This window comes from Lysinibacillus boronitolerans JCM 21713 = 10a = NBRC 103108 (assembly GCF_000772935.1).
Classification (GTDB): Bacteria; Bacillota; Bacilli; order Bacillales_A; family Planococcaceae; genus Lysinibacillus; species Lysinibacillus boronitolerans.
Genome location: NZ_JPVR01000078.1, coordinates 58,370 through 84,487, shown reverse-complemented (window position 1 = coordinate 84,487; position 26,118 = coordinate 58,370). Strand labels below are relative to the sequence as shown.

The 26,118-nt window shown below is 38.9% G+C and carries 26 protein-coding genes and 1 riboswitch; of the genes, 8 read left to right on the top strand and 18 right to left on the bottom strand.

Annotation, left to right across the window (positions count from 1 at the left end; all coding sequences use genetic code 11):
• Positions 1–123: 123 nt before the first annotated feature.
• A complete protein-coding gene (locus tag CD31_RS15915; protein WP_036079018.1) occupies positions 124–1,728 on the top strand; it encodes an ABC-F family ATP-binding cassette domain-containing protein in 1,605 nt (534 codons plus the stop codon).
• 127 nt (positions 1,729–1,855) lie between these two features.
• Entirely contained in the window at positions 1,856–2,575 is a 720-nt protein-coding gene (locus CD31_RS15910) for a metallophosphoesterase family protein (protein ID WP_036079017.1), read from the top strand.
• A gap of 58 nt (positions 2,576–2,633) precedes the next feature.
• Here CD31_RS15910 and CD31_RS15905 read toward each other — a convergent pair whose 3' ends face one another.
• The 4 genes from CD31_RS15905 to CD31_RS15890 all read right to left on the bottom strand — a co-directional run bounded on the left by CD31_RS15905 (position 2,634) and on the right by CD31_RS15890 (position 5,956).
• The gene (locus tag CD31_RS15905; RefSeq protein ID WP_036079015.1) at positions 2,634–3,380 is read right to left on the bottom strand and encodes an amidohydrolase family protein; all 747 of its coding nucleotides are present in this window, start codon (positions 3,378–3,380) and stop codon (positions 2,634–2,636) included.
• 203 nt (positions 3,381–3,583) lie between these two features.
• Positions 3,584–4,819 (bottom strand): beta-ketoacyl-ACP synthase II, encoded by a 1,236-nt coding sequence (fabF, locus tag CD31_RS15900; RefSeq protein ID WP_036079013.1) that lies wholly within the window; start codon positions 4,817–4,819, stop codon positions 3,584–3,586.
• Between the two features lie 27 nt (positions 4,820–4,846).
• Positions 4,847–5,389: a TetR/AcrR family transcriptional regulator gene (locus tag CD31_RS15895; protein ID WP_280643436.1), complete on the bottom strand. Its 543-nt coding sequence runs from the start codon at positions 5,387–5,389 to the stop codon at positions 4,847–4,849.
• A gap of 96 nt (positions 5,390–5,485) precedes the next feature.
• Positions 5,486–5,956 carry a DinB family protein gene (locus CD31_RS15890; RefSeq protein ID WP_036079011.1) on the bottom strand — a complete coding sequence of 157 codons (471 nt, stop codon included), beginning with the start codon at positions 5,954–5,956 and terminating at the stop codon, positions 5,486–5,488.
• Between the two features lie 171 nt (positions 5,957–6,127).
• On the opposite strand from CD31_RS15890, the gene CD31_RS15885 reads away from it, so the two are divergent.
• The gene (locus CD31_RS15885; protein WP_036079009.1) at positions 6,128–6,766 is read left to right on the top strand and encodes a hypothetical protein; all 639 of its coding nucleotides are present in this window, start codon (positions 6,128–6,130) and stop codon (positions 6,764–6,766) included.
• 58 nt (positions 6,767–6,824) lie between these two features.
• Complete coding sequence (locus CD31_RS15880; RefSeq protein WP_036079007.1) at positions 6,825–7,640, top strand: S1C family serine protease; 816 nt, start codon at positions 6,825–6,827, stop codon at positions 7,638–7,640.
• Between the two features lie 59 nt (positions 7,641–7,699).
• Here CD31_RS15880 and CD31_RS15875 read toward each other — a convergent pair whose 3' ends face one another.
• From CD31_RS15875 to CD31_RS15865, 4 genes are all read right to left on the bottom strand, one after another.
• Complete coding sequence (locus CD31_RS15875) at positions 7,700–8,191, bottom strand: YkvA family protein (protein WP_036079005.1); 492 nt, start codon at positions 8,189–8,191, stop codon at positions 7,700–7,702.
• A gap of 47 nt (positions 8,192–8,238) precedes the next feature.
• Positions 8,239–8,367: a hypothetical protein gene (locus CD31_RS24065; protein ID WP_280522764.1), complete on the bottom strand. Its 129-nt coding sequence runs from the start codon at positions 8,365–8,367 to the stop codon at positions 8,239–8,241.
• A gap of 119 nt (positions 8,368–8,486) precedes the next feature.
• Complete coding sequence (locus CD31_RS15870) at positions 8,487–8,687, bottom strand: cold-shock protein (protein ID WP_004230088.1); 201 nt, start codon at positions 8,685–8,687, stop codon at positions 8,487–8,489.
• Between the two features lie 222 nt (positions 8,688–8,909).
• On the bottom strand, positions 8,910–9,194 hold the full coding sequence (locus tag CD31_RS15865) for a DUF1033 family protein (protein ID WP_208644731.1): 285 nt from the start codon (positions 9,192–9,194) through the stop codon (positions 8,910–8,912).
• A gap of 123 nt (positions 9,195–9,317) precedes the next feature.
• Between CD31_RS15865 and CD31_RS15860 the strand changes: the two genes are divergently transcribed.
• Both CD31_RS15860 and CD31_RS15855 read left to right on the top strand, forming a co-directional pair.
• Complete coding sequence (locus CD31_RS15860; protein WP_036078999.1) at positions 9,318–11,045, top strand: globin-coupled sensor protein; 1,728 nt, start codon at positions 9,318–9,320, stop codon at positions 11,043–11,045.
• Between the two features lie 44 nt (positions 11,046–11,089).
• Complete coding sequence (locus CD31_RS15855; RefSeq protein ID WP_016994023.1) at positions 11,090–11,371, top strand: acylphosphatase; 282 nt, start codon at positions 11,090–11,092, stop codon at positions 11,369–11,371.
• A gap of 69 nt (positions 11,372–11,440) precedes the next feature.
• Here the strand turns inward: CD31_RS15855 and CD31_RS15850 are convergent, their stop codons facing one another.
• A complete protein-coding gene (locus CD31_RS15850) occupies positions 11,441–11,653 on the bottom strand; it encodes a hypothetical protein (protein ID WP_036078997.1) in 213 nt (70 codons plus the stop codon).
• A 372-nt stretch (positions 11,654–12,025) separates the two neighbouring features.
• Here CD31_RS15850 and CD31_RS15845 point away from each other — a divergent pair, with 372 nt between their 5' ends.
• Positions 12,026–12,676: a 5-bromo-4-chloroindolyl phosphate hydrolysis family protein gene (locus CD31_RS15845; protein ID WP_004230101.1), complete on the top strand. Its 651-nt coding sequence runs from the start codon at positions 12,026–12,028 to the stop codon at positions 12,674–12,676.
• Positions 12,673–13,740: a toxic anion resistance protein gene (locus CD31_RS15840; protein WP_036078996.1), complete on the top strand. Its 1,068-nt coding sequence runs from the start codon at positions 12,673–12,675 to the stop codon at positions 13,738–13,740. The genes CD31_RS15845 and CD31_RS15840 overlap by 4 nt, the downstream gene beginning before the upstream one ends.
• Positions 13,741–13,786: 46 nt before the next feature.
• Here the strand turns inward: CD31_RS15840 and CD31_RS15835 are convergent, their stop codons facing one another.
• From CD31_RS15835 to CD31_RS15795, 9 genes are all read right to left on the bottom strand, one after another.
• Positions 13,787–13,984, bottom strand: coding sequence for a DUF6501 family protein (locus CD31_RS15835; protein ID WP_016994029.1), 198 nt, complete (start codon positions 13,982–13,984; stop codon positions 13,787–13,789).
• Between the two features lie 263 nt (positions 13,985–14,247).
• Complete coding sequence (locus CD31_RS15830; protein ID WP_016994031.1) at positions 14,248–14,979, bottom strand: amino acid ABC transporter ATP-binding protein; 732 nt, start codon at positions 14,977–14,979, stop codon at positions 14,248–14,250.
• Positions 14,980–14,991: 12 nt separating this feature from the next.
• A complete protein-coding gene (locus CD31_RS15825) occupies positions 14,992–15,717 on the bottom strand; it encodes an amino acid ABC transporter permease (protein ID WP_036078995.1) in 726 nt (241 codons plus the stop codon).
• A gap of 170 nt (positions 15,718–15,887) precedes the next feature.
• A complete protein-coding gene (locus tag CD31_RS15820) occupies positions 15,888–16,745 on the bottom strand; it encodes a transporter substrate-binding domain-containing protein (RefSeq protein ID WP_036078994.1) in 858 nt (285 codons plus the stop codon).
• A 119-nt stretch (positions 16,746–16,864) separates the two neighbouring features.
• Positions 16,865–17,051, bottom strand: a riboswitch (Lysine riboswitch).
• Between the two features lie 340 nt (positions 17,052–17,391).
• On the bottom strand, positions 17,392–18,651 hold the full coding sequence (gene odhB / locus CD31_RS15815; protein ID WP_036078993.1) for a 2-oxoglutarate dehydrogenase complex dihydrolipoyllysine-residue succinyltransferase: 1,260 nt from the start codon (positions 18,649–18,651) through the stop codon (positions 17,392–17,394).
• A 91-nt stretch (positions 18,652–18,742) separates the two neighbouring features.
• The gene (locus tag CD31_RS15810) at positions 18,743–21,568 is read right to left on the bottom strand and encodes a 2-oxoglutarate dehydrogenase E1 component (RefSeq protein ID WP_016994032.1); all 2,826 of its coding nucleotides are present in this window, start codon (positions 21,566–21,568) and stop codon (positions 18,743–18,745) included.
• A gap of 232 nt (positions 21,569–21,800) precedes the next feature.
• Positions 21,801–23,186, bottom strand: a complete 1,386-nt coding sequence (locus tag CD31_RS15805; protein WP_036078991.1) for a HAMP domain-containing sensor histidine kinase — start codon at positions 23,184–23,186, stop codon at positions 21,801–21,803.
• Positions 23,183–23,857, bottom strand: a complete 675-nt coding sequence (locus CD31_RS15800; RefSeq protein WP_036078989.1) for a response regulator transcription factor — start codon at positions 23,855–23,857, stop codon at positions 23,183–23,185. Before CD31_RS15800 ends, CD31_RS15805 begins: the two co-directional genes overlap by 4 nt.
• Positions 23,858–23,970: 113 nt before the next feature.
• Positions 23,971–25,998 (bottom strand): diguanylate cyclase domain-containing protein, encoded by a 2,028-nt coding sequence (locus CD31_RS15795; RefSeq protein WP_036078987.1) that lies wholly within the window; start codon positions 25,996–25,998, stop codon positions 23,971–23,973.
• Positions 25,999–26,118 lie beyond the last annotated feature (120 nt).

Genomic DNA, 26,118 nt, shown 5'->3' with positions numbered 1-26,118 from the left:
TATTCAGTTTATGTTTAACAAAAAATGTGGAAAGAACGCCAAACCTTGATTTAATAATGTTTATAGACTATGGAACATATTTCATGCTATACTAGAGCCATTGTGAAAAAAGGAGGAACTTGCATGATTCAAGTTAGTAATGTAGGTCTTCGCTATGGCGATCGTAAACTATTTGAAGACGTAAATATAAAATTCACACCAGGCAATTGCTACGGTTTAATTGGGGCAAATGGTGCTGGTAAATCAACATTTTTAAAAATCCTTTCTGGTGAAATTGAAGCGCAAGAAGGCAATGTATCGATGGGTAAGGACGAACGTTTATCTGTTCTGAAACAAAACCACTTCGAATACGATGAGCATACAGTGCTCGACACAGTTATTATGGGGAATAAACGCCTTTATGACGTGAAAACAGAAAAAGACGCTATCTATGCAAAGGAAGACTTCTCAGATGAGGATGGCATGCGTGCTGCAGAGTTAGAAGGTGAATTTGCAGAGCTAAACGGTTGGGAAGCTGATTCAGAAGCAGCTACACTATTGAACGGTTTAGGTATCTCAGATGATCTTCATTACATGCTAATGGGTGATCTTGAAGGTTCTGACAAAGTCAAAGTATTACTTGCACAGGCCCTTTTTGGTCAGCCTGATGTGCTATTACTCGATGAGCCTACCAACCACCTTGACTTAAAGGCAATTCAATGGCTGGAAGAGTTCCTGATTAACTTTGAGAATACAGTTATTGTTGTATCCCATGACCGTCACTTCTTAAACAAAGTATGTACACATATTGCGGATTTGGACTTCTCTAAAATCCAATTATATGTAGGGAACTATGATTTCTGGTATGAGTCTTCTCAATTAGCGCAAAAAATGGCACAAGACCAAAATGCGAAAAAAGAAGAGAAAATTAAAGAACTACAGGCGTTCATCGCACGTTTCTCTGCGAATGCTTCTAAATCAAAGCAAGCAACATCTCGTAAAAAAATGCTGGATAAAATTGAGCTGGATGATATTAAGCCATCAAGCCGTAAATATCCATTCATCAACTTCCAAATCGGCCGTGAAATTGGTAACGATGTCCTAACAGTAGACGGCCTAACGGCAAGTCATGAAGGCGAAACACTATTCAAGGACATTCGCTTCTCGATGAACAAAGAAGATAAAATTGTTTTACTTGGTAGCCCAATGGCGAAAACAGCCCTTCTTGATATTTTAATGGAAGAAAAAGAAGCAGATGCTGGCACATTTAAATGGGGTGTAACGACATCTCAAAGCTACTTCGAAAACGATCATGACAAGTACTTCGAAGGTTCTGAAAAAACATTAGTAGAATGGCTACGCCAATATTCTCCAGACGATGAAACAGAAAGCTTCCTACGTGGTTTCCTAGGACGTATGCTGTTCTCTGGTGAAGAAGTGAAAAAATCCCCTGCAGTTCTATCAGGGGGCGAAAAAGTACGTTGTATGCTATCAAAAATGATGCTGGCAACAGCAAACGTTATTTTATTAGATGAGCCAACGAACCACCTTGACCTTGAATCTATTCAAGCATTGAACGAAGGCTTAATTCGTTTCAAAGGCGCAATGATTTTCACATCTCATGACCATCAATTCATCCAAACAATTGCTAACCGTGTCATCGAAATCCGTGAAGACGGTACTATTTTAGATAAGCAATTAACATATGATGAATTCTTAGAGTGGAAAGATAGCCAAGGCTTAAGCTAAGCTTTACAAAAATCCTCTACCAACAGCGGTAGAGGATTTTTTTGTCTTTTGCGTTTATATGGTTTATAAAGGTATTAAAGGATTTTTATAGAATGATAGAGTATAGCATTGATGAGGGGGAAACGTTGTGAAGAAAATTGCCATTATATCAGATATTCATGGAAATAAAACGGCATTAGAGGCCGTGTTAGCAGACATTCGCTTAAGAAAAATTGACAGAATTTTTTGTTTAGGTGATTTAATTGGCAAGGGCCCTCAAGGATCTGCATGTATAGAGCTCATCCAACAGAATTGTGAGCAAGTGGTTCGAGGCAATTGGGATGTATTTATTCAATCCCCTACTGACAATGATTTTCTACAATGGTTTAAAGATCGATTAACAACAAAAGACTATCAGTATCTCGGGTCATTACCCTTTCATATTGATCTTGAATTAAATGACCAGCTTATTAGATTTTTCCATGCATCCCCAAGAAGCGAGTTTGAACGTATCTTACCGAGTCATCCACTTGAAAAGCGTTTATCTATGTTTGAGAATAATGCAGTAACCAATTCAATCCATTACAAGAAACAACCTGATATTGTGTTCTATGGTGATATCCATACAACTTTTTTACATACATATAAACAAGGAATTCTTTGTAATGTTGGGAGTGTTGGTAATTCACTTGACCTAACTTCCGCTTCCTATGCCATCCTAGATGGAACACAGTCCAATAATGCCATCCAATTTATTAGAGTAGCATATGACCGTGAGGCTGAGCTGATGATCGCAAAAGAGCTGGGTATGCCTCAATTAGACCAGTATTATAAGGAAATTATGTTTGCCAACTATCGAAATGCTTAGTACCGTCACAATCAATAAAGAATCCATTTTGATGCCAAAATGGATTCTTTTTTCCTATTCAACGTTGGAAATACCATTGTAGCGCATTCTCATAGAGGATTTTATCAGCAGCCTGTTGATCAAAAAGCTGTTGAATCAATTCAACATCCGCATTGTTAAAAGGTCGTTTGGCTCTTGTGGATGGCAAATCTGTTCCAAACATAAGCGCATCTGGATTAACATGATAAATCGCTTGTAACGCATGCTGCACATCTAGCTCTACACGACCAAAGCCAGTCGCCTTGACACGTATACCCTTATCAACAAGCTTTAATAGATGTGGTAGCCCTTCTTCCGACAGCCCTAAATGATCGATGGAGATGGCTGGTAATGCTTCAATTGTCGAGGCTATCTCGGGTAATTCCTTCGCGTCGATATATAATTCACTATGCCAGCCCACCAAATCATAAACCCGTCGTGCAAAGGTATCTAGCTGTGATAAATCCTCTGAGCCACCTCGTTTTATATTAAAGCGTAATGCCCGTACCCCATTGTTATGTAAATGTACAATTTCATCATCCGTGACCGTATTAGGTAATTGCGTTACCCCACAAAACGTGGGACCCAGTTGTTTCAATGCTTTTAAAAGATAGGCTTGGTCAAATCCTTGAAAAGATCCTGATACAATGGCGCCTCCCGCTATCTGAAGATTCACTGTATCCTTTTGATAATCCGCTACTATATAGCTTGGTGGTGTATATCCTTGATTTTCGATAATCGGAAAATTAAAGTCAATGATATGAAAATGTGCATCAAAGATTCGCATTATCCATCCCCCTTTTTCCTTTGAATTTACCATAGTCTAAATATAAGTTATAATACGATTTTCTAGCCCTTTATCATAAGGAAAACTTATTGACTTGCCATAGCTTACGTTCCCTCTCCTCTTTTCAAGTTGATAGAACAAGCGTAAAAAAATGGTATGAACAATCAAATTCATACCACTTTTTTTATCTAATAGCGAATGCCTTATTCCTCAAATTTTTTAAATGCTAGCACAGCATTATGACCACCAAAGCCAAACCCATTGGATAGCGCAAAGTTAACGTCTTGATGAAGCGCCTCATTAGGAACATAGTTTAAATCACACTCGGGATCTGGTATTTCATAATTGATTGTTGGTGGAATAATGCCATCCATTATACTTTTCAATGTAATAATGGCTTCAATTCCACCAGCCGCGCCAAATAGATGTCCTGTCATTGACTTTGTGGAGCTGACCTTTAGTTGATAGGCATGGTCACCAAAAACGTGTTTAATCGCCTTCGTTTCAGATTTATCTCCCTCTGGTGTGCTTGTACCATGTGCATTGATATAATCGATAGCTACCCGATCGATAGCTGCCATTTTTAATGCCAGCTTCATGGCATTGGCGGCACCTGTAAAATCAGGTGCTGTAATATGATAAGCATCTGTTGTCACACCATAGCCAACAATCTCACCGAGAATTGTAGCGCCCCTTTGTTTGGCGTGTTCATACTCCTCTAGGAATACGATGCCAGCTCCTTCAGACATGACAAAGCCATCGCGCTCGCTATCGAATGGTCGACTGGCCTTTGTTGGCTCATCATTTCTAGTGGACATGGCTTTCATGCGTGAGAATCCTGCAAAGCTAAGTGGATTGATCGGTGCCTCCGCTCCGCCAGCTAAAATGCCATCCGCATAGCCATGTCGAATCGCTAAGAAAGCTTCTCCAATCGCTTGGTTTCCTGTCGCACAGGCTGAAACAGGTGAAAAGCTTGGTCCTTTAAAGCCCGTTTTAATTGCTAGTATTCCTGCAGCCATATTGCTTATCATCATGGGCACCATAAATGGTGACACCTTCCGAGGCCCATTATCAAGCATAGCCTGATGATTTTCTAAAATTGTGTCAATGCCCCCAATGCCAGAGCCAATGTAAACGCCTAAACGCTCCTTATCTACCTGCTCCATATTTAAATTGGCTTGTGTCAGAGCTTGTTGGGCAGCGGCAACAGCATATTGCACAAATAGATCATATTTACTGATTTCTTTTTTATCCATATACTGCGTTGCATCGAAATCCGTACTCGTCCCAGCAATTTGCGTATGAATGCCGCTGAATGCCTCCCCTTGAATTTTTTGAATCCCTGATTTTCCTGCTTTAATATTCTCCCATAAGGCTGATACCGAATTACCTAACGGGGAAACAACACCATAGCCAGTCACAACGACTCTTCGTACCATGCACATCGCTCCTTCTCGTTTCATGTCTTACTTTAACAGTTCCTTTAATTGCTCCAGCATCTTTAAAAAGAATGCTTCTCCTACAACACGTTTATATTGTAATGCCCCTTTCGTACTCGAAATAAGTAATATAGCGAGAGCCTCCAAATCATTAGTAGCTTGGAGTGCGCCCTGTTGTTTTGCTTCTTTCAATAGCTCAACAAAGACATCGATTTCCATTTGACTAAGCTGCTGAAGCTTATCTTGCATTGGTTGCGGTAATTCTTGATAATCTGCCTGCAACGCTGAGATAGGACAAATGCCGTCTTGCTCAAGAAATTTTATTCGCTGCATAATAAAGGCAAACGGCTTTTCCTCAGCTGGCATAGTGGACTCCTTTATCAATGTAAAAGTTCTCTTTAACCCTTGTTGAATTCTTTCGCAAACAGCAATCCCTAAATCTCCCTTCTTCTCGAAATGATAGTGAATACTGGCCTTCGTGACGCCAAGCTCCTTTGCTAAATGCTCATAACTAAATGATGTGAATCCTTTTTCCTGAATATTCTTCAATGTTAACTCTATAATTTGCATTTTTCTATTGGTCATGGCTTTATACTAACTTACTAGTAGGTAAGTGTCAATTTAAAAAAATGCAGCAGATAAACTATTTATCCGCCGCTCACGTGATTATTGCATTTCCTTTGTTGGTCCCATCACGCCAGGTACTGGTAAACCTGCTTGACGTAGCAGAACCGTCATTTGTCCACGATGATGTGTTTGATGGTCGATTAATACACGTAATATAGCCCCTTTCGGCATTGGCGCAGTAAAGCCATTTACAACCTCTAATAAATCTTCATTAGCAAGCTTAGCCACTTCCTCTTTAATACCATTTGCTACGTTTTCATAGGCTGTCACGATCTCAGCCGCAGTCGTTGGCACAGGATCTTCTTGACGAATCGACGGCACCTTTAAACCTGCAAGATAGCTAAAATAACCTGCTGCTCCAACTAAATGCCAACCTAACCAGCCAAGTGTACTGTGACCCTCTATAATACTTTGATCTAGCTTATCATCTGTTAAAGCCTGTAATACCTGCAGTGTTCCGTTTGATGCACTGGACCATTCTTGTAAGAAATCATCTACTTGTCTATACATGTCTTTGCCCCCCATTTTTTAATTTCAATTCTATCATAGATAATTTTCCATGCTGTTACAAGTTTCTATTATTTAGTCTACATAATAATATTATTGCATTAATATCTCATTTCATTCGTATAACACTTCTCGTTCACGTATAATAAAAGAAAATAGCGAAGGAGTTTGCCTATGAGATACCCTGTTCTAGTACTTTCTGTAGCATTTTTACTTGCTGGCTGTCGTGAAGAAGTCCAGGAAGAGTCGGTGCCATCACCAACTCCGGCTGTGGAGGACAAGCAAACAGTAGAACAAGATCACACGTCACTTCTCTCCTATTTTCCACCTGATGGATCTGTTGCTTCTTTTCAAGGGGAAGGAAATGAATTTGCCAGCTTCACACTAAAAACTACCTATCTCGATACACAGCATATCGTACAAATAGAGGATAATGGTGGAGTGACACTATTAAAAATCTATCGCATAACGGATACAAGTATTGATCTTGTCTATCGAGAACCTGTTGACAGTAATCCAAGCATGCCAAGTACAGCTGAGGCAGCTTCTTATCCTGTACTGGAAACCATACTTCAAAAGCCATTGCAAGTCGGGACAAGCTTTCAAGGTTGGACCATTGAATCAACCTCTGCTACTGTTGATACTGGTACAACGGTCTATCGAGATGTCATCCAGCTAAGTCGCTCTGAAGAACAAATGACCACAACCAAATATTTTGCAAAGGACATTGGTCTAATTCGAAAAGAGGATAGGATGGAAACAGAGCAAGATGAGCCATTTGTTGTGACATCAACCTTGCAAAAAATAGAATAATAGAAAGAAAACAGGCGTCCTGCTTGGGCGTCTGTTTTTTAGCAAAGGGGGCCAATCAATGAGTGATATACATAATGCAACACCAAAGCAAGATGAATTAACGGAAGAAGAATTTATTGAACTTGTACTCGAGGAACAGCAAAAAGCCTTGGCACAGGCGAGAGAAGAACGCATTCATGGAAAAAAGCCCAAAAAACAAAAGCCTCTTGTACGCTGGATTGTGTGGGGTATGGCACTAGTGCTGTTTTTCAACACCTTTGCCCTCATTTTTCAAATCTACTCCATACCTGCGCTTGAATTTATCAAGGTTTCAACGCGGCTCTCTGCACAAGAAGATATACAAACCTATAAAAAGGCAGTCGTAGAAATTTCAACAGGCTCCAGTAAAGGCACTGGATTTGCCATCTCACCAGATGGTCTGATTGTCACCAACGCCCATGTAGTAGAACATGCCACAACATTATCAGTCGTCTTTCCTGATGAGGGATTGATGGAGGCAACATTAATCGAGAGCTATCCAGCTGTAGATTTAGCCTTCGTTCAGGTGCAAGCCGAGCAACTGCCCTATCTACCTCTTGCAGAAGATCCACCTTACACGGTTAATGAACATGTCTATTTTATTGGAAATCCACTTTCATTCACCGGCATTGCTAATGAAGGAACCTTGCTAGAATCCATTCAACTAGAAGATTGGCAGGAGCCAGTTAGGATGCTAAAAGCTCCTGTTTATCGTGGCAATAGTGGTAGCCCTGTAATCGATCAACATGGTGAGGTCATTGGGGTTATCTTTGCCACGATGAAATATGAGCCCATTGGTCGCGTTGGCCTATTTGTACCTGTACAACAGCTCCGTAATTTATTAGAGGAGCAATAAAAAAGAACCTGCTTATGACAGGTTCTTTTTTCAGGGTATTTTAAGTTTACATAATATTATTATTTATCTTTACTTTCTTGCTTAACAAACTGAGCAATTGGCGATTTTACAGGAATTTTACTGACAACCTCATCACTCACTTCTGCAACCTTTTGTAGCACATGTAAAAGCTTGTCATCCCCTGTCCAATGCTTTTCCACTACATCTGGGCCCAACTTATTAATAATCGTATTTATTACAAAAGTTGCTAGTACAACATCATCTAAATAGCCACCAAAGCCTAGCAGTCCTTCTGGCATTAAATCCATTGGCAATACAAAATACGCAATGGATGCCCCAATTAATGCACGACTCTTCTTATCCACACCCGCATCGGTTACGGTTTTAATTAATAAATGAAATAAATCAGGCACAAACATTAAATATGGTGTAAACTTATTACTTTTTCCCTTTTTCGATCCAAGAAACGCTACTAATTTTGTACGTAGTTTCTGATAAAAATCTTGCTGCTCCTGTTCATCAGGTAGTTTTTCTTCATTATTCACATTCATCTGCCTCCTTCATTACAAGTGATGCGGTATTTTGGCGGTACTAATCTTCATTTTATGGGGTTAGCTGCTACTTTTGTGTAGCTATCCATTACTTTCGTATGGCTATCCACTACTTTTATAGCGCTATCCGCTACTTTGGCAATGCTATCCTTCACTTTTGCAAGTCTATCCGCCACTACTATATATTTAACCTAAAATAGGATTTGTAATCCTTAAACTTACAAATGATACAAAAAAGACATCCTATTTGCATAGGATGTCTTGGGTTTAACGAAGTAATTTTAATTACTGAGAATTAAAGTTTAGTTACGTTAGCAGCTTGTGGTCCGCGGTTGCCATCTACAACTTCGAATTCCACTTTTTGACCTTCGTCAAGAGTTTTGAAACCTTCGCCTTGGATAGCTGAGAAGTGTACGAATACGTCGTTTTCACCTTCAACTTCGATAAATCCAAAACCTTTTTCTGAGTTAAACCATTTTACTGTACCTTGTTTCATTTAAGAAAACCTCCAAAAAATAAAAGTGAACAATATGTAATTTCTTCAGCGATTGAAAAAAATTCACATATTACAAAGAGTACCGAACTAACGCGATCACTTTTTGTAATATGTGAATTCATGTTTCCGGTGAAGCAATTAAATTGTTAACTCAAGTATAACTGCCATTCATAATTTTGTCAAATAAAGAAAAAATCTTTTTTACTTTTTTTCAAAATTATTTTACTTCTCTTCTATTTTACACGCAATTATTCCATGATATACTTGTGCATCATCATCGCAAGCCTCACAATAAAAGCTTTCATCCTCAGACCAAAAAGCCCAATATTGCTCCTCTTTCGTTGCCTCATTATCGTAAGAGGAACGAAAATGCGCTAATTTTTGCTGTAATGCACGTTCAAAGAGCTCCTTCGTGTCAAATGTATCCTCTGTTTGAATATAAGCTTCCCAGCCTTCAAATTTCCACCAAGGCTCATAGTCCGCTTTCATGTAAATAATTGTATACATATTTGCCCATTCCTTGCTGTCATAAGATAGTTTCATTTTAGCAAACACAACTGAAATGTCTATTAAAACCACCTGAATTATGCTATTATTACCTTATTATACATACTTTTTGGAGGTTTTTTTATGTTTTCAAGTATTCGACCTAAAGCAGAGCTAGAAGAACTACTAAAACGTGGTACAGATTTACATGCAACAGGCCGATTTTACCAAACACTGGCATTCAATCATTTCAATTCACAAGATGAGGAGCACTTAAAGGCACTCTATCAAAAGCTCAAAGATATTACCCCTTCCATGAATGCCATTTTTCATCATTATTTAAGCGAGATATCCCCTACCTCTCAATTAATCATTAGTGAAGAAAATATTAATCAATACTTAACGCAGTTTTTCTTAGCAACTCGTGATGATCATTATGTAGACGAAACTGTCAAATTTTTCAATCTATTTCGCAAGCATCAATATGAGCCAGGTAAATTAATTGTTGTCTTCAACCAATTTGCCTTCTATATTACTACATATATTTTATACAATTTTGGAATCAAGCCGAATAAAGCATTTCAATATATGAAATCATTCCAATCCGCTGTAAATGTTGATCAAGAATTATTAGTGGAAGTGTTGACAGAGCGCATTATTGAAAATGTGGTGGGAGAAGTATCCTCTTTAATGGATGTCAATGCCAAAATTATGTACATGAAGGATTTAGTTTTTAGCCTAGATAAGCAAAATGAGGAGATTCAATCCTCTACTGCTGCAACAGAACAGATCGCTGCCTCTATCAATGAGGTTGCACGCATGTCTTCTCATATATCCGAGAAAACAACTGAATCTGTTGACCATGCTACGAAAGGTAAAAACGCGATTGAGCATGCTTTGTCGGAGATTTTTAAAACAGAAGAAACCTTTACTTCCATTGTAGACTCATTTTCAGAACTGCAAAAACGGGTAAATGATATTGAGCAAGTTGTCACATTGATCAACCAAATCGCCGATCAAACCAACCTACTTGCGCTTAATGCCTCCATTGAAGCAGCGCGTGCAGGTGAGCATGGAAAAGGCTTTGCGGTCGTTGCACAGGAAGTACGAAAGCTTGCTGAAAACACGGTAGCTGCGCTAAGTGAAGTTTCTGCCAATGTTCATCATTTAAAGAGTTATTCCAACGATGTATCTAACTCAATTACAGATACAACAGCTATTATTAAAGAAGCAACCGTAGAAGCAAAAGATTCGTTACCATTATTAAATGCCATTGTTCAAGCGATTGAGGGTATTAATTTAGATGTGACAAATACAGCTGCCATTTCCCAGGAACAAGCAGCTGCGATTGATGAAGTCTCAGCAAGAATGATCCAAATTTCAAGCTTGCAGGAAGATATTCGTGATTATAGTCATAATACTTCCAGCGATATTCATTTATTAGGGAAAGAAATTAACCGCTTCCGTAATGATCTTATTGCAAACAATAATGTACAGCTTTCATCTATTGCCCTTTTACAATTATCGAAGGCGGATCATATCTTATGGAAATGGCGCATTTATAACATGTTCCTTGGTCTAGAAAACGTTGATCCAAGCGATGTTTCTTCTCATCGAGACTGTCGACTTGGCAAATGGTACACAGCACCTCAGACAGTCGAACGTTTCGGTCATTTACAGGACTATCATGAATTAGATGGCTATCATTTACGCGTCCATGAATCAGCGAAGCTTGCGGCTGAAGCCCATAAAGCGGGTCATATCGAGCAAGCTGATGTTCATCTAAAAGAGGTCGATGAGGCATCCAAGCATGTACTCTATCACATTAATAACTTAATTGCCTATTTAGAAAAAGAACGTGTCATGCAATAATGGGGAGGTTCGCCCCTCTCCCTCATGAAGTAGGAGGTATTCCCTTGAACAAACGAGCAAGTATAAAATTTTTTGGTGATGTCTACGGCACAGGCTACCGTTTCTTCATCAAGCAAAAAGCTATTGAATTAGGGTTAAAAGGATACTGTCGATTGAATGACGCTGAACAAATTGAAGTGGAAGTGGAGGGCTCAGAAAAGGCACTCAATGAATTTCTTCTTTTTGTCCAAAAAGGCGTTAGCCCCCAAGCCGATTCCAATTCATTCTCGTTAGAATTATACGATGATTTAAAAGGCTATATACGTATGGAGTCAGACATTGTTTAATGTCTGGCTTTTTTAAATAGCTTTTAAAATCATTAAAAAAGTCATGCTCTTAAGAACATGACCTCATCATTATTTTTTGATTTTTATTTTTTGAATTGCAGCAACTAATATCGATTCATCAGTGATTTTCACATATTGATTTTTAGATTCCTTCATATACCCTTCTTTGTTTAAATAGGCTTTTACTTTTGATTTTTTCTCAAAGACTTTTTCTTTCACTTTCTGCTCACTTACTTGTTCATCGATATTTTTAGTAATAGACACCAGAAAAATTTTCGTCATCCTATATCCCCCTTTGTATCAGTTACGAATTCATTTGGAAAAAGTTTCATATAAGGCCTTTAAAATTCCATTTATTAGCTCATGGATTTCATTTAACCGCTCGCTCTGAGGCAGAAGCGATCTTGAATCAAATTGCGCTCCTCTATGCAAAGACCGAATTGCAAAAAATCGCTCATTCAGATACCAAAATGGCTCCTTAGGATTACAAAACCGACTTATTCATCGAAACAACTCACTTATTCTATGTATTATCATTGAGAAAGTTCACAAATAGCAGTAAAATTTATGTAAGGGATTAATTTTCAATGAAACTTTATGTCGATTATTTCGTATAAGAAGATAGACATATTGAAAAGCAAGGAGGATGAAACAATGCTTAGTGTCGGACAGTTTTTCTCTAGACATAGTGCCAGCTTTCTTATTTCGCTCACGACTGTTTCTATCGCAGCAATTGCGGCAAATCCTGGATTCTTCCTTGGTGGTTTACTGTTTGCGGGTTCCTATGCGACGAGTACAGCGTTGCTGAAACATAGACAAAAAAAGAAAGTCATGCAAATAGCAGGCATCACAAAAGAAGAATTCAAACACATTGAAACACAAGTATTAACAGCTAATAAGCATATTCAAACATTGAGTCAAAACTATTTACGTGTACGTTCTGTTTCTGCTTTTAAACAACTACTTGAAATGACACGTATCTCCAAAAATATCGTCAAAATCGTCAAGACAGACCCACGTAAATTTTATAATGTGGAACCATTTTTCTATGCACACTTACCTTCTGCTGTGGAATTAACGGATAAATATACGATGCTTTCAAAGCAGCCTGTGAAGGATAAGGAAATTCAATTGACCTTATCAAAAACACGTGAAACCCTAACTGATTTGAATGATACAATTCAAATTGATTTAAAGGATGCGCTTGCTAATGATATCGATCATCTGCAAATGGAGATTGAATTCGCAAATCGTTCCAATCTTAGACGTAGAGAACAATTGGACTGGCGAGGCGATGATAAATGACAGCGAACGAACACGCATTTCAACTAAATACCATACCAGGGCTTTCTCCACTAGTCCAATCCTATTTAGAAACAACTCCACAAAACGAGGCGATGGCGACTTATGAAACGCTATCGCCTCTTGCACAAAGTCGTGCATTACTATATGCCAGTCAAATCGATTTGACTGATTTTGAATCATTGCTGTCCCTTGGGCAAGATTCACAGCGAGCTCTGTCTCAATTTGCCGACCGCATGCTTGCTCAAGTAAAGCAAAAGGACGTTACAAAAATTGGCCAAATGCTTGATTCTTTAATGCAGACGTTAGATCGAGTAGATCCGACCGCCTTGGAACCAAAGAAGCAAACCTTTTTCAAAAAAATCTTTGGCAAAACCGAGCCTACTGTAAAGCAAACACTAACAGAATTTGAACGTATTAGTATACAGGTGGAGCGTATTGGTGTACAGCTGGAACGTGCACAGCTCCAGCTGATAAAGGATGTTGAAAACTTAGAGGCGCTTTATGCCCATAATCGAGGATTTTTTGAGGAATTGGCAACTGCCATTGCCGCAGGACAAATGAAGAAGCAGCAAGCCATTGAGGTAGAGCTACCTGCACAAATAACGAGTGTCCAAGCAAGCAAACAGCCACTTGCGATCCAGCAATTAAATGACTTTGCTGCTCAAATTGAAAGACTGGATCAACGTATTTATGATTTACAAGTATCTCAGCAAGTCGCGCTGCAAACAGCTCCTCAAATCCGTATGATTCAGCAGGCCAATCAAACGTTAGCTGAAAAAATTGAATTTTCTATCGTTACCTTAATTCCGCTCTGGAAAAATCAACTGGCGATGATGCTGTCCATGCATATGGATCATCATTATGCACGTTTAGAAGAACGATTATCAAGGGCCCATGATCGCTTCTCAAGTCCTACGTTTGAACAGCAAGTTTCGAAATTTAAAGAAACACAGCGAGAATTACAAACAGCGATTAAGGATGTCTTTGCACTGCATACAGCAACCGAACAAGAGAAACAACAGCTGCAAGATGTAGCGGGTGCTCAAGGCTATCAGCGAGATTAAAAAAAATGGGTGGCTCAGCAAATACTCTGAACCACCCTGTTTTTATTTATTCAAAATAATCTTTATAATAGCCGCCGACATTTCCTGTGTTGTCGATAATAAAAATGAATTCTTCTGTTTCATTTTTCACTTCATATTCTTTGCCTACTGTTAACACGTTTGATACTAAGTATTTCGATGCGTTTGTATGTTTGCAGGTAACCGTTCGTAATGTTGGCGCATCTTTCCATTTTAAATGTAACATATTCTCTCTACCTCTCTTTACTAGCAAAAGCTAATGTCTATTGCTTATTTTATAATATTTTTGGTCTTTTGTGGAGAAAAAAGAAATACTATACCTATTCTATCCAAAAAAAATGAAAATTTGAGGTGTTATGATGAGTTTTGGTGGTGTACCGCAATGGTTTTTTATCATTGCTGTAGCATTCGCAATCTGCTTTGTGCTTTATGCAGAATGGAATTCTAGAAAATAAGTGAGTCCAACCTGTTGGACTCACTTTTTTGTGCTTATTTTAATGTACGCTTTAAAAATTCCTTCGTACGTTCATGTTGCGGATTGACTAATACTTGTGCTGGAGGGCCTTCTTCCACAATTACGCCTTTGTCCATAAAGACAACACGATCTGCTACTTCTTTGGCAAATTCCATCTCATGTGTCACGATGAGCATCGTATTGCCCTCGTCTGCGAGCTGGCGCATTACCTTTAACACCTCACCCACCATTTCTGGGTCTAATGCGGATGTTGGCTCATCGAATAGCATTACATCTGGATTCATTGATAAGGCACGAGCGATGGCCACACGCTGTTTTTGTCCGCCTGAGAGCTGCCGTGGCTTGGCGTTGACATATTGGTCCATACCAACGATTTTCAAATATTTAAGCGCCGTTTCTTCCGCTTCTTTTTTCGAACGTTTTAACACTTTGATTTGGCCCACTGTACAATTACTTATGACATTGTGGTTGTTAAATAAATTGAACTGCTGGAACACCATGCCTAGATGTGTACGATATTCTTGTATATTGTGCTTTTCATCTAGGATGTCTTCCCCCTTATAAATTATTTGACCGCCACTTGGCGTTTCTAATAAATTTATGCAACGAAGCAATGTGGATTTACCAGAGCCAGAGGAGCCAATTAAACAAACTACCTCCCCTTTCTCCACTTGGAAATTCACATCTTTTAACACTTGGTTACGTCCAAATGATTTACTTAAATGTTCGATTTTAATGACTGCCATTTGTGCGTCCCCCTATACGGCTTCTTTTTGTTCTTTTTGATAGGCATCAGGACCATCTAGACGTTTTTCAACATAGAGAAGGATGCGAGATGCGGTAAATGTCATGATGAAGTAAAGAACACATGCAACGAAGAATGATTCGAAGTAACGGAAGTTGTTACCCGAAATTGATTTTGTTTGGAAGAATAATTCCGTTACCCCAATGACATTTAATACGGCTGTATCTTTAATATTCATGATTAATTGGTTACCTGTCGCTGGTAAAACATTACGCGCTACTTGTGGTAAGACAACATGAAGCATAATTTGGAAGTGATTCATGCCAATTGCTGATGCTGCCTCGTATTGACCATTATCAATGGAGGCAATACCGCCACGAACAATTTCTGCCATATAAGCCCCTGTATTGAGGGAAACGACTAAAATACCTGCTGTAATAAAGTGCATATCGATACCGAATGCGATATCTAATCCGTAGTAGACAACCATAGCCTGTACAATCATTGGTGTACCACGGAAAAATTCAACATAGCATGTCAGTATAAAATTAATGAGCTTTAAGCTATAAAATTTCACACCTTTTTTACGAACTGGAATCGTATGCATAATTCCGATGAAAAATCCGATAAATGCACCAATAATTGTACTAATACTCGAAATCAGTAACGTATAATACGCACCTCGTAAAAACATTTGCCAGTTGTTTTCAATAATTGAAAGTATCCATTCAAGACTCATGATGTTCCTCCTAACAATGTCATCTTGCTTGCTTATTTCTTTTGTGCCCTAGCTCTTTCTACCATTCTATGATTTGTCACGCTAGGACATTATCATTATGTAGAGAGGTTCTCATTTTGATAATGATGAAATGATCATGCACGGACTAGTTGCTAGTCCGTGCCATGTCATTATTGTGCTGCGGGTTGTTGAGAAATAGCTTCTTCCATAATCGCTTGACGATCATCTTCTGAAATACCTTTTAGGATTTCATTGATTTTTTCACGATTTGCGTCATCTTTACGTAAGCCTACAGCAATTGAAGTATTTGATAGGTCTGTATCAAAGCCTTCTTCAAATGCTACATATGTGAATTTATCGTTGGCAGCAGAAGCGGAAATGCCCTCTGGACGTTCAGCTACATAGCCATCAATTTTACCTGCTTCTAAAGCCACACGCATTGCTGGGAAGCTCTCCATTGCCGTTTGTTTTTCTACACCTTTAATTTGGTCAATCACTGTGTAGTTAGATGTATTTAATTGTGATGTAATTTTAGCACCTGAGAAGTCTTGAATCGATTTTGCGTCTTCATATTTGCTACCTTTTTTAATAACCATAACAAAATCAGAAGTATAATAGTTTTCTGTAAAATCAATTGTTTTCTTACGTTCTTCTGTTGGTGACATACCTGCGATAATTGCATCAATTTTGTTCGATTGTAGCGCTGGAACTAATCCGTCCCACTCCATTTTAACAATGACTAACTCTTTGCCTAAACCTTCAGCAATTTTCTTTGCCATTTGTACATCATAGCCACCTGCATACTCTGCATTATCCGCAATTTTCACTGCGCCATTTGCATCGTCTTGCTGTGTCCAGTTGAACGGTGGGTAGCCAGCCTCCATTCCGATTCGGAATTCACCGCCGCTTTCTTCTTTGTCAGTTCCAGCATCACTTGAACCGCCCTCTTTTTTGTCACTCGTGCCACATGCAGCTAGCACAATTGCCGTCATGATAGAGATCATTACTAACAACCATTTTCTTTTCATGAAAAACTCCCCTTTTCTGTAAAAAAATAAGACAACTGTACTAAAAAAGACCTAAGTATATTGAACTTAGGTCTTACCTTTTATGACAGTTGCCCAAATCCTCACTATAATTTCCATGTTTCCGAGATAGCACAACCTAGTAAATCTGGAAATCCATTTACTAGGACAGTCCTGCACTTATTCACTGCAGACCCAGTATAAAAGTACGAGCTCCTTTTATACTTCGGCGATATTTCCTTCTTCATTGCGTCTTCGCTTGCTTGTACTCAACAATGAACTAATAAATACCGCGCCTCTACCTCACTGGTAAAAATCCGTGAGGTTTGTTTATTTAATTGATATTTAGATACTACTATAAAACTAATATGTTCGTCAAGACGATTTTAACATTTTTCTGACTAATGACAATATTAGGATATTGCGCGTTCTGTATCCATTTTAAATCGTTGAGCTTTCGTCGATATTTCTGAAAATTACAACAAATTTTTATTATAGACTATGTGATCTATGTGAGAAAAGTTGTGTTTATTTCTTTTTTGCTCCTCTTAACGATATAACATTAGTACTCTTTCAAAACTAGAATTGGCCAAATCTTTCGTCATGCACAAAAAACCCTGCTGAACATTGTTCGCAGGGTCTAGTGACATTATGAATTTAATAATAAATCTTCAGGATTTTCGATTAATTCTTTAACCGTTTTTAAGAATCCTACAGAATCTTTACCATCGATGATACGGTGATCGTATGAAAGTGCTACATACATCATTGGACGGATTTGAACTTCACCATTTACTGCAACTGGACGGTTTACAATTGAGTGCATGCCTAAAATACCAGCTTGCGTACCGTTCATAATTGGTGTTGACATTAATGAACCGAAAACACCACCATTTGTGATTGTGAATGATCCACCAGCCATGTCATTTAAGCCTAATTTTTTATCACGAGCTTTTGTCGCTAAGTTAGCGATATCTTTTTCGATTTCTGCAAAGTTTTTGCTATTTGCATCGCGTACAACTGGTACGACTAAACCTTCTTCAGTTGATACAGCAATACCGATATCAAAGAAGTTATTTAAATGAATTTCATCGCCAGAGATTTGAGCGTTTACGTATGGATATTTTTTCAGTGCTGCAACAACAGCTTTCGTGAAGAATGACATGAAACCAAGTTTGATGTCGTTTGCTTTTACAAACTCTTCTTGTTTACGTTTACGAAGTGCCATGATGTTTGTCATGTCAATTTCGTTGAATGTTGTTAACATTGCTGTTGATTGTTTCACTTCTAATAAACGTTTTGCAATTGTTTGGCGACGACGGCTCATTTTTTCAATTGTTACACGGTCAGAATTAGCTGCTGGTGTGAACACTACTGGGCCACCTGAAGTTGCTACTGATGTAGGTGCTGCTGGTGCTACAGCTGGTGCTGTACCATGAGCTGCTACATCTTGTACACGTACACGTCCTTGTGGATCTACTGGAGATACCGCGGCAAGGTCAATACCTTTTTCACGTGCAAGACGACGTGCTGCTGGAGATGCAACTACACGCTCACCAGAAGTTTCTTCTACTACTGGAGCTGCTGCAACTGGTGCTGCTGCGGCTTGTGGCGCTGCTGGTGCAGGTGCTGCCTCAGTTGGTGCTGCCGCTGCTGGAGCTGCTGCTGCGCCTTCGCCTGCTTCTACTACTGCGATAACTTGACCAACTAGTACAGTATCGCCTTCTTCAGCTAAAATTTGTGTTAATACACCTGCTTCTTCAGAAATGATCTCAGCGTTTACTTTATCTGTTTCAAGTTCAACGATGAATTCACCTTTTTCAACGCGATCGCCCACTTTTTTTACCCACTGTGCGATACTACCTTCTGTAATCGATTCTGCTAATTCAGGGACTTTAATTTCAGCCACTTTCATTTCCTCCTTTGATTAACGTGCATGACGCACATAGAAGGGCTACTGCTTAAGGGCAAGTAGCCCGGTTTCAAAAATTAATATGTGATTATTTAACCTTTACTGGCTCAGCAACCGCTTCTTCAATAAGAGCTGCTTGTGCTGCTTTATGAGAATCTGCATCCCCTTCAGAAGTTGAGCTCATTGCAGGACGGCCTACATAGCGAAGCTTTTTACCTTCTGAAAGTTCATATAATGTTTCTAATGCATAATTCCATGAGCCTTGGTTTTTCGGTTCTTCTTGTACCCAAACGATCTCTTTTGCATTAGGATACTTAGCAATGATACCAGCAACTTGCTCTTTTGGGAATGGGTAAAGTTGTTCTACACGAATAATGTGTAGGTGATCGAAGCCTTCGCCGTCTTTCACGCGCTCTGCTAAGTCGATCATCACTTTACCTGTACCTAAAACGATACGCTCTACAGCTTCTGGTTTCGCCCCTAAGCCTGGTTGCTCAATCACTTCTTGGAATGAACCATTTGCTAATTGCTCAGCATTCGCCGCAGCTAATGGGTGACGTAATAATGATTTTGGTGATACGACTACAAGTGGACGTACCCCTTCTGTACCTAATAATGCTGCTTGACGGCGTAATAAGTGGTAGTAGTTTCCTGCATTTGAACAGTTCGCTACAAACCAGTTATTTTCTGCTGACATTTGTAAATAGCGTTCCATACGGCTTGAAGAGTGCTCTGGACCTTGACCTTCATAACCATGAGGTAAAAGGATAACTAGGCCAGATTTTTGACCCCATTTAGAGCGTGCCCCTGAAATAAAGTTATCAAACATCACTTGCGCCATATTCGCAAAGTCACCGAATTGTGCTTCCCATACTGTTAGTACATGGCTGTTTTCTAGGTTGTAACCATACTCAAAGCCTACTACCCCAGCTTCAGTCAGTGGAGAGTTGTGTACTGTAAAGGATGCGTTCGCACCAGAAATATGGTGTAGTGGTGTGAAGACATTGCCGTTATTTTTATCATGCAGTACTAAATGGCGTTGAGAGAATGTACCACGTTGTGCATCTTGACCTGTAAAGCGTACTGGTGTGCCATCTTGAATAATTGTTGCATATGCTAAAGTTTCAGCATGACCCCAGTCAATTTTTGCAGATGCATAAGCATCACGGCGTTTTTCTAAGATTTTACCAAGCTTTTTCTGTGGCTCGAAGTTTTCTTCAAACACTAACAGCTCTTCATTGATTTTTTCTAAACGTTCCGCACCAACTGCTGTATCGATTTGTGGGAACTCTACTTTTAATTCTTCTGGCATTTCTAAATGATGATGATCATCCTTATCTGCCATTTCTTTTACATGGTCATAGGCTGCTTGCATTTCTGCATAGATAGCTGTATCTAGTGCCGCTACATCATCAGCAGTTAAAAGACCTTCTGCCACTAATTGTGCACCATACAATGCACGCACTGTTTCATGTTTAGACACTAATTTGTATGTTTCTGGGTTTGTCACGGTTGGATCATCTGTTTCGTTATGACCGTGGCGACGGTAACCAACTAAGTCCACAATAATGTCTTTGCCAAATGTTTGACGGTAGTTTGCTGCAAAACGACCAACTTGTGCTACTGCCTCTGGGCTATCTGCATTGACATGGATTACTGGTACTTCATAGCCTTTTGCTGGGTCAGAAGAATACACAGAAGAACGAGAATCATAATGTTCCGTTGTGAAACCGATCATATTGTTTGCGATAATGTGGATTGTTCCACCTGTTGTAAAGCCTTCTGTTTTAGCGAAGTTTAACACTTCAGTTACAATCCCTTGACCTGGGAAGGCAGCATCACCATGCACAAGAATGCCTAAGCCCTTTGTACGGTCGAAAACAGGTTGCCCTGGTTTAGACGTATCATCTTGTGTTGCACGAGTAGCACCAAGTACGACTGGATTGCCTACTTCTAAGTGAGATGGGTTGTAAGCCAATTTCACGTTCATACCAGATTCACGGTTGTAAGAAGCACCCATGTGGTATTTCACATCACCTGTCCAACCTTTTGTAATTTCAAGGCGGCCATGCTCTGGCATAAATAAATCATTGGAAACATGTGCAAAATCAGAGAACATCATGTCATAAGGTTTATTTAAAATGTGTGTTAAAACGTTTAAGCGACCACGGTGTGCCATACCAATACGTACGTTTTCCACATTTTTCGCTTCTGCCGTTTTAATGATTTCATCAAATAGAACGATTTGCGTGTCTAAGCCCTCACCAGAGAAACGCTTTTGCCCTACAAATGTTTTATGAATAAATTTCTCGAAATTTTCAACGCGAGTTAAACGATCTAATAAGGCTTTCTTCTCATCCGCAGATAATGCTTGTTTGAATGAGCCTGATTCGATTTGCGCTTGAATCCAATCACGTTCTTCAGTAGCTACTACGTGACCATATTCAAATGCTACTTTATCTGTATAAATAGCTTTTAAATAGTCGATTGCATCCTTACCATTTTTCACGTTTGCTGGCACATCTTTGAAGAAGATTGCTGCAGGAATTTCAGCTAAATCTGCAGCGCTTAAGTTGAACGCGCTTTCTTCAATTTGAGCTGTTTGTAGTTCACGGTTTTTCAGAGGATAAATATCTGCTGCTAAATGACCGCGTGAACGAATTGCATCTGCTAGTTTTACAGCGGCTAACACTTTTTTGTAATCGCCAGCAGGAGCCGCTGCTGTATGACTAGCTACAGCTACTTCACCTTCTACTACTACTGGTGCACCAAATTGTTGGAATAAAGAAACTAACTCCGGTTCTACTTCTTCAGGAGACTGTAAGAATAAGTCGTATTGCTCCATCACATATCCTAGGTTAGGACCAGAGAAAGCTGACCATGGAGAACTTACAGTTGTAACGTTGTTCGACATGAAAAATGACCTCCAAATTTTGCCTTTCGGCAGTTCCATTAATTAAATTGCAATTAATTATATAATATTTAGCCGTTCTTTAAAAGAATGTTTCACACTACTTTACCATATTTTAAAGAACGTTTTTTCCATCTCAATCTTACTACTCTTCACAAAAAATACAACTCTTTTTAGCAAATTAAGCAATTTTTTTCGCAAAGGATAGAATAATGAAATAAAGCGTGTATTTTTCTTAATATTTTAGTGGGATTTTCAGCGAGAAAACGGTTCCAATATGAACCTCACTCTTGACTTCTACTGTTGCATTGTATTTTTCAAGTAACATCTTCGAAATACTAAGCCCTAAGCCTGTTCCACCTATTTGGCGATTTCTTGCTTCATCCACTCGATAAAAACGATCAAAGATAAACGGAATATTGTCTGGTGCTATTCCTATACCATTATCAGCAATTTCTAAACATGCATAATTTCCAGCAACAGAAATAGAAATTTGTATCTCAGGAATTTTTTCACAATAACGAATAGCATTTTCTATTATATTACGGACGATTTGACTTAGTGCATTTTCGGTGATAAATAATGGACCGATGTCACCATGTTTCGACAGCGACATTCGCGCTTGTGGATGAACAAGCCTCAGCTCATCCATTACTGCTTCAATGACCACTAGTGCATTGGCCTCACTTGTTTCATCTTTTTCCTCACGGCGTGCAAGCTCTAATAATTCCTCAATCATTTTGCGCATACGTGCAATTTCTGTTAAGGAGGTATCAATGGATTCCTCTAATATGGCAGGATCATGTTTGCCCCACCTTTTTAAAAGAGAAAGATGCCCTTCAATTGCTTGAATAGGCGTACGCAGCTCATGTGAAGCATCTGCGACAAATTGCTGCTGCTGGGTAAAGGAGATTTGTAGCTCATTCATCATGGCATTGTACATTTTCAGTAAATCTCCAATTTCGTCATGTGATGTATAGGTTAGCTGTATTGGCTCATTAAATCCTTGATCCATTACTGTTTTCATGGATGCACGCAATTCATGTAGTGGCTTCATTAAATAGTTCGCTAGATAATAGCCAATAGAGCCAGATAACACTAAGGCACCTAACCCTGCAATCAGCATGGCTGTCAAGAGATAATGCATGAGAGATTGAAAACTAGTTAACGGATGAATCACTTGAATATAGCCTTGGAAAAAGCCCATCCGAATCGGTTCATTGATGACCAGCACATCCTGCTTATCAATGGTCATCTCAAAAATTTCTTGCAACGAATTAAGTGGTGCAGCAGCAGAGGTATCATTAATCCGTAAAATATCCACACCATCTGCATTAAATATTCGGACCGTCTCATCACGATCCGCAATCGATTTGAGCAAGCCTGTATTTTGCTGAATTTGCTGAATGGTAATTGTAGGACCCTGTGACTCAAAAAAAGAGATGATATCCTTACTTGTCCGATTGACCTTACTCTCCTCATCGTTTAATAACCATGTATGCAAAGAAAGATAGACGACTACACAAATAATCGTAAAGCTAATAAAGATGACACTGCTTGAGGTCAGCATCCATTTTTTCTGCAACGACTGCTGACGCAAATAATTTCTTAATCTATTCATTCTCGCATCACATACCCGACACCGCGAACGGTTTCAATATAATCGTTCATTGCCCCTGGGAGCTTTGTTCGTAAATGTCTGATATAAACATCTACCACATTGGTCTCAATATCCGTATCATAACCCCAAACCGATGTTAAAATATGCTCTCGTGTACAGACTCTATTTTTGTGCTCGATTAATAGTTTCAGTAAGTCATATTCTGTCTTTGTTAGGTCAAGTTTATTCCCCTGAACGAAAACTTCATAGGCTGCTACATCTATTTCAATATCCCTTAGGCATAAAGATTCACTGCTTGTCTGCTCTGGTGTGACACGACGTAAAATCGTCCGTATTCTAGCCAGCAGCTCTTCAATCGCAAAAGGCTTGACGATATAGTCATCTGCCCCTGCATCGAGTCCTGCTACACGATCCATCACAGCATCTCGTGCCGTTAATAAAATAATCGGCACTTGTGATTGTGTACGGATACGACGACAAATCTCAATTCCATTAATGCTCGGTAACATCACATCCAGTAAAAGTACATCAAAATTTTCGGATGTTGCCAAAGCCAATCCTTCTCGACCATCATAGGCAGTTTTCACTTCATAGCCTTCGTGCTGTAATTCAAGTTCAACAAAACGAGCAATATGCTTCTCATCTTCTACCAACAATATCTTCTTAGGCATCGTATCACCTTCTATTCCAAAATAACGATGTAGGATTTTTATCCCTATACTGTTATAGCATAACATCAAATAAAAAGTCTGTCTCACAAGGAAAACCTTGTGGACAGACTTTTTTAGTGTATGTCGGAAATGGAGAGGTTGTTTTTCCCCAATTCCTTTGATTTATATAATGCTTGGTCAGCTAAATCCATTAGCTCATCCAGTGTTTGTGCATGGTCTGGGTAATAGGCAATGCCAATAGAAGCAGTGGGTGTAAAAAGATGGTCCTCTATCATCCAGCCTTCTGCTAATTCATCGCGTATCCGACGAATAATATGCATAATTTGATGATGTCTTTTTTCTTGATCTCTCGTTAAGCCAGTTAAGATGACAATAAATTCATCGCCACCTATTCGAATAACTAGATCATGGCTTCGAACTGTTTTGTTCAAGGAAATGCCGAATCGCTGAATAAACGCATCGCCCGTCTCATGGCCAAAGCGATCATTCACTTCTTTAAAATCGTCACCATCTAAATAGAGCATCGCCACACAAGTTTGATTTTCATTTGCTTCTGCTAGGATTTTAGGAAACTCCTTTTGTAAAAAGCGCCGATTTGGTAGCTGTGTTAAGGCGTCATGATAGGCTAGATACAGCAAATCATTTTCCCTTTCTTTGCGATGCGTAATTTCACGAGACACCATCATAATTTGCGAAACCTTTTCACGTTCAGGATCATGCACAACTGTGACATTTCCTTCTGTCCATATCGGTGTTCCATCCTTCGCCTTCAGTAAAAGCTCAAACTGTGAATCTGTTTGTCCCGTATAATTATTTAAGAATGTTTGCCACTCGCCTTTACTTTCTCGATCAATAATGTCACTGTAAAATTGTCCTTGTAGCTCTACATTTTCATACCCTAAATAAATACCATACGACGGGGAAGCATAGATAATGATGCCATCCTCATTTGTAATCACAATTAAGTCATTTGTATTTTCCGTAATGAGACGGAAAGTACGTTCAATATTTTTTAATTCTGTGAACATTCTTTTCTTATCTGTAATATCATAGTTAATGGTTAAAATTTGTTCGATTTGACCAAACTCATCTTTTAATGGAACGATGGTAGCTTCTACCCAGTAATCGGCATGATATTTCGTTCGATAGCAAAGCTCTCCACGCCACATCCCCATCGTATCCAGCTTATCATCAATTATTTGTAAAAGATTTTGCCCACGGAATCGAGGTTCGATTAATGCGTAGGGCTGACCGATTAACTCCTCTGCCGTGTAGCCAGAAGCCTGTAAAAACATATCACTCACTTCAGTAATATTCCCCTTATTATCTAATACGGCAATGGCCGTAGCTGAGTTTAATGCCGATTTAAATACCTCTAGCCCGTGAGACTTCGAACGTAATTCTGCTTTTTGTATAGTAAATTGTGTAAAATCCTGCATGATTAGAAATATGGCAAAGGAATTATCATCCTGCATCACTGGTGATAGTGACAGCAAATACATGCGTTCCTGCTGGTCCAATGTATGCAATTTAATGAACTTCTCGCCAACGTTTTCCCCTCTTGCAGCCTTTTGCAAACAAATTTTAAGTTGTTCAACTTCTTCTTTTGGAATAATTGGTAAATCCACAAACATTTTTTGTTTGACGGTTTCATTATCTAATTGAAAATCATCCATAAAGCTTGAATTCACTTCGTATATTATGCCCTCAGCCGATAAAATGACCGTAGAAAAAAAGGCATGGTCAAACATGGACCGCATAAATAAAAATTTATCTTCAATACTGCGGTCATAGAGTATTTCCTTCGTAATGGCTAATATATAGTCTTCATTCTTATATTTCAACGGTCTGACGGATGTTTCATATTTACGAACCTCCGACTGAACATATGCATAATCTACATAGTCAACCTGTTTATGTTCTCTAATTGCCTCATCATAATTTTTCTGAATGATCGAAAAATTACGCTTTGAGGTAACGGTCGAAATCATTTTGCCAATCGCCTCATTCGATAACAGATCTTGAGCTGCTTGATTTAAGCGAATATATTGATAATCGTCCCCTACTTTTTTCACGAGAAAAACAAAATCCTTGCCAATAAATAATGAGTTAAAGAAATCTTCGCTTAAAATATACTCCATGCTGTCACCTCCAGAAAAGCCCTTGCCATCATGATAGAAATGTTCATATGTATGTTTCGTGAGATTAAAAATAATACTACTATTATAACATAAAAATAAAAAATTACCTTTCTAGAATCA

Excerpts from the sequence above, each read along its gene's own strand:
- CD31_RS15915 (WP_036079018.1), top strand. The coding sequence starts at position 124 with ATGATTCAAGTTAGTAATGTAGGTCTTCGCTATGGCGATCGTAAACTA.
- CD31_RS15905 (WP_036079015.1), bottom strand. The coding sequence starts at position 3,380 with ATGCGAATCTTTGATGCACATTTTCATATCATTGACTTTAATTTTCCG.
- fabF (WP_036079013.1), bottom strand. The coding sequence starts at position 4,819 with ATGGTACGAAGAGTCGTTGTGACTGGCTATGGTGTTGTTTCCCCGTTA.
- CD31_RS15895 (WP_280643436.1), bottom strand. The coding sequence starts at position 5,389 with ATGCAAATTATAGAGTTAACATTGAAGAATATTCAGGAAAAAGGATTC.
- CD31_RS15890 (WP_036079011.1), bottom strand. The coding sequence starts at position 5,956 with ATGTATAGACAAGTAGATGATTTCTTACAAGAATGGTCCAGTGCATCA.
- CD31_RS15885 (WP_036079009.1), top strand. The coding sequence starts at position 6,128 with ATGAGATACCCTGTTCTAGTACTTTCTGTAGCATTTTTACTTGCTGGC.
- CD31_RS15880 (WP_036079007.1), top strand. The coding sequence starts at position 6,825 with ATGAGTGATATACATAATGCAACACCAAAGCAAGATGAATTAACGGAA.
- CD31_RS15875 (WP_036079005.1), bottom strand. The coding sequence starts at position 8,191 with ATGAATGTGAATAATGAAGAAAAACTACCTGATGAACAGGAGCAGCAA.
- CD31_RS15870 (WP_004230088.1), bottom strand. The coding sequence starts at position 8,687 with ATGAAACAAGGTACAGTAAAATGGTTTAACTCAGAAAAAGGTTTTGGA.
- CD31_RS15865 (WP_208644731.1), bottom strand. The coding sequence starts at position 9,194 with ATGTATACAATTATTTACATGAAAGCGGACTATGAGCCTTGGTGGAAA.
- CD31_RS15860 (WP_036078999.1), top strand. The coding sequence starts at position 9,318 with ATGTTTTCAAGTATTCGACCTAAAGCAGAGCTAGAAGAACTACTAAAA.
- CD31_RS15850 (WP_036078997.1), bottom strand. The coding sequence starts at position 11,653 with ATGACGAAAATTTTTCTGGTGTCTATTACTAAAAATATCGATGAACAA.
- CD31_RS15845 (WP_004230101.1), top strand. The coding sequence starts at position 12,026 with ATGCTTAGTGTCGGACAGTTTTTCTCTAGACATAGTGCCAGCTTTCTT.
- CD31_RS15840 (WP_036078996.1), top strand. The coding sequence starts at position 12,673 with ATGACAGCGAACGAACACGCATTTCAACTAAATACCATACCAGGGCTT.
- CD31_RS15835 (WP_016994029.1), bottom strand. The coding sequence starts at position 13,984 with ATGTTACATTTAAAATGGAAAGATGCGCCAACATTACGAACGGTTACC.
- CD31_RS15830 (WP_016994031.1), bottom strand. The coding sequence starts at position 14,979 with ATGGCAGTCATTAAAATCGAACATTTAAGTAAATCATTTGGACGTAAC.
- CD31_RS15825 (WP_036078995.1), bottom strand. The coding sequence starts at position 15,717 with ATGAGTCTTGAATGGATACTTTCAATTATTGAAAACAACTGGCAAATG.
- CD31_RS15820 (WP_036078994.1), bottom strand. The coding sequence starts at position 16,745 with ATGAAAAGAAAATGGTTGTTAGTAATGATCTCTATCATGACGGCAATT.
- CD31_RS15810 (WP_016994032.1), bottom strand. The coding sequence starts at position 21,568 with ATGTCGAACAACGTTACAACTGTAAGTTCTCCATGGTCAGCTTTCTCT.
- CD31_RS15805 (WP_036078991.1), bottom strand. The coding sequence starts at position 23,186 with ATGAATAGATTAAGAAATTATTTGCGTCAGCAGTCGTTGCAGAAAAAA.
- CD31_RS15800 (WP_036078989.1), bottom strand. The coding sequence starts at position 23,857 with ATGCCTAAGAAGATATTGTTGGTAGAAGATGAGAAGCATATTGCTCGT.
- CD31_RS15795 (WP_036078987.1), bottom strand. The coding sequence starts at position 25,998 with ATGGAGTATATTTTAAGCGAAGATTTCTTTAACTCATTATTTATTGGC.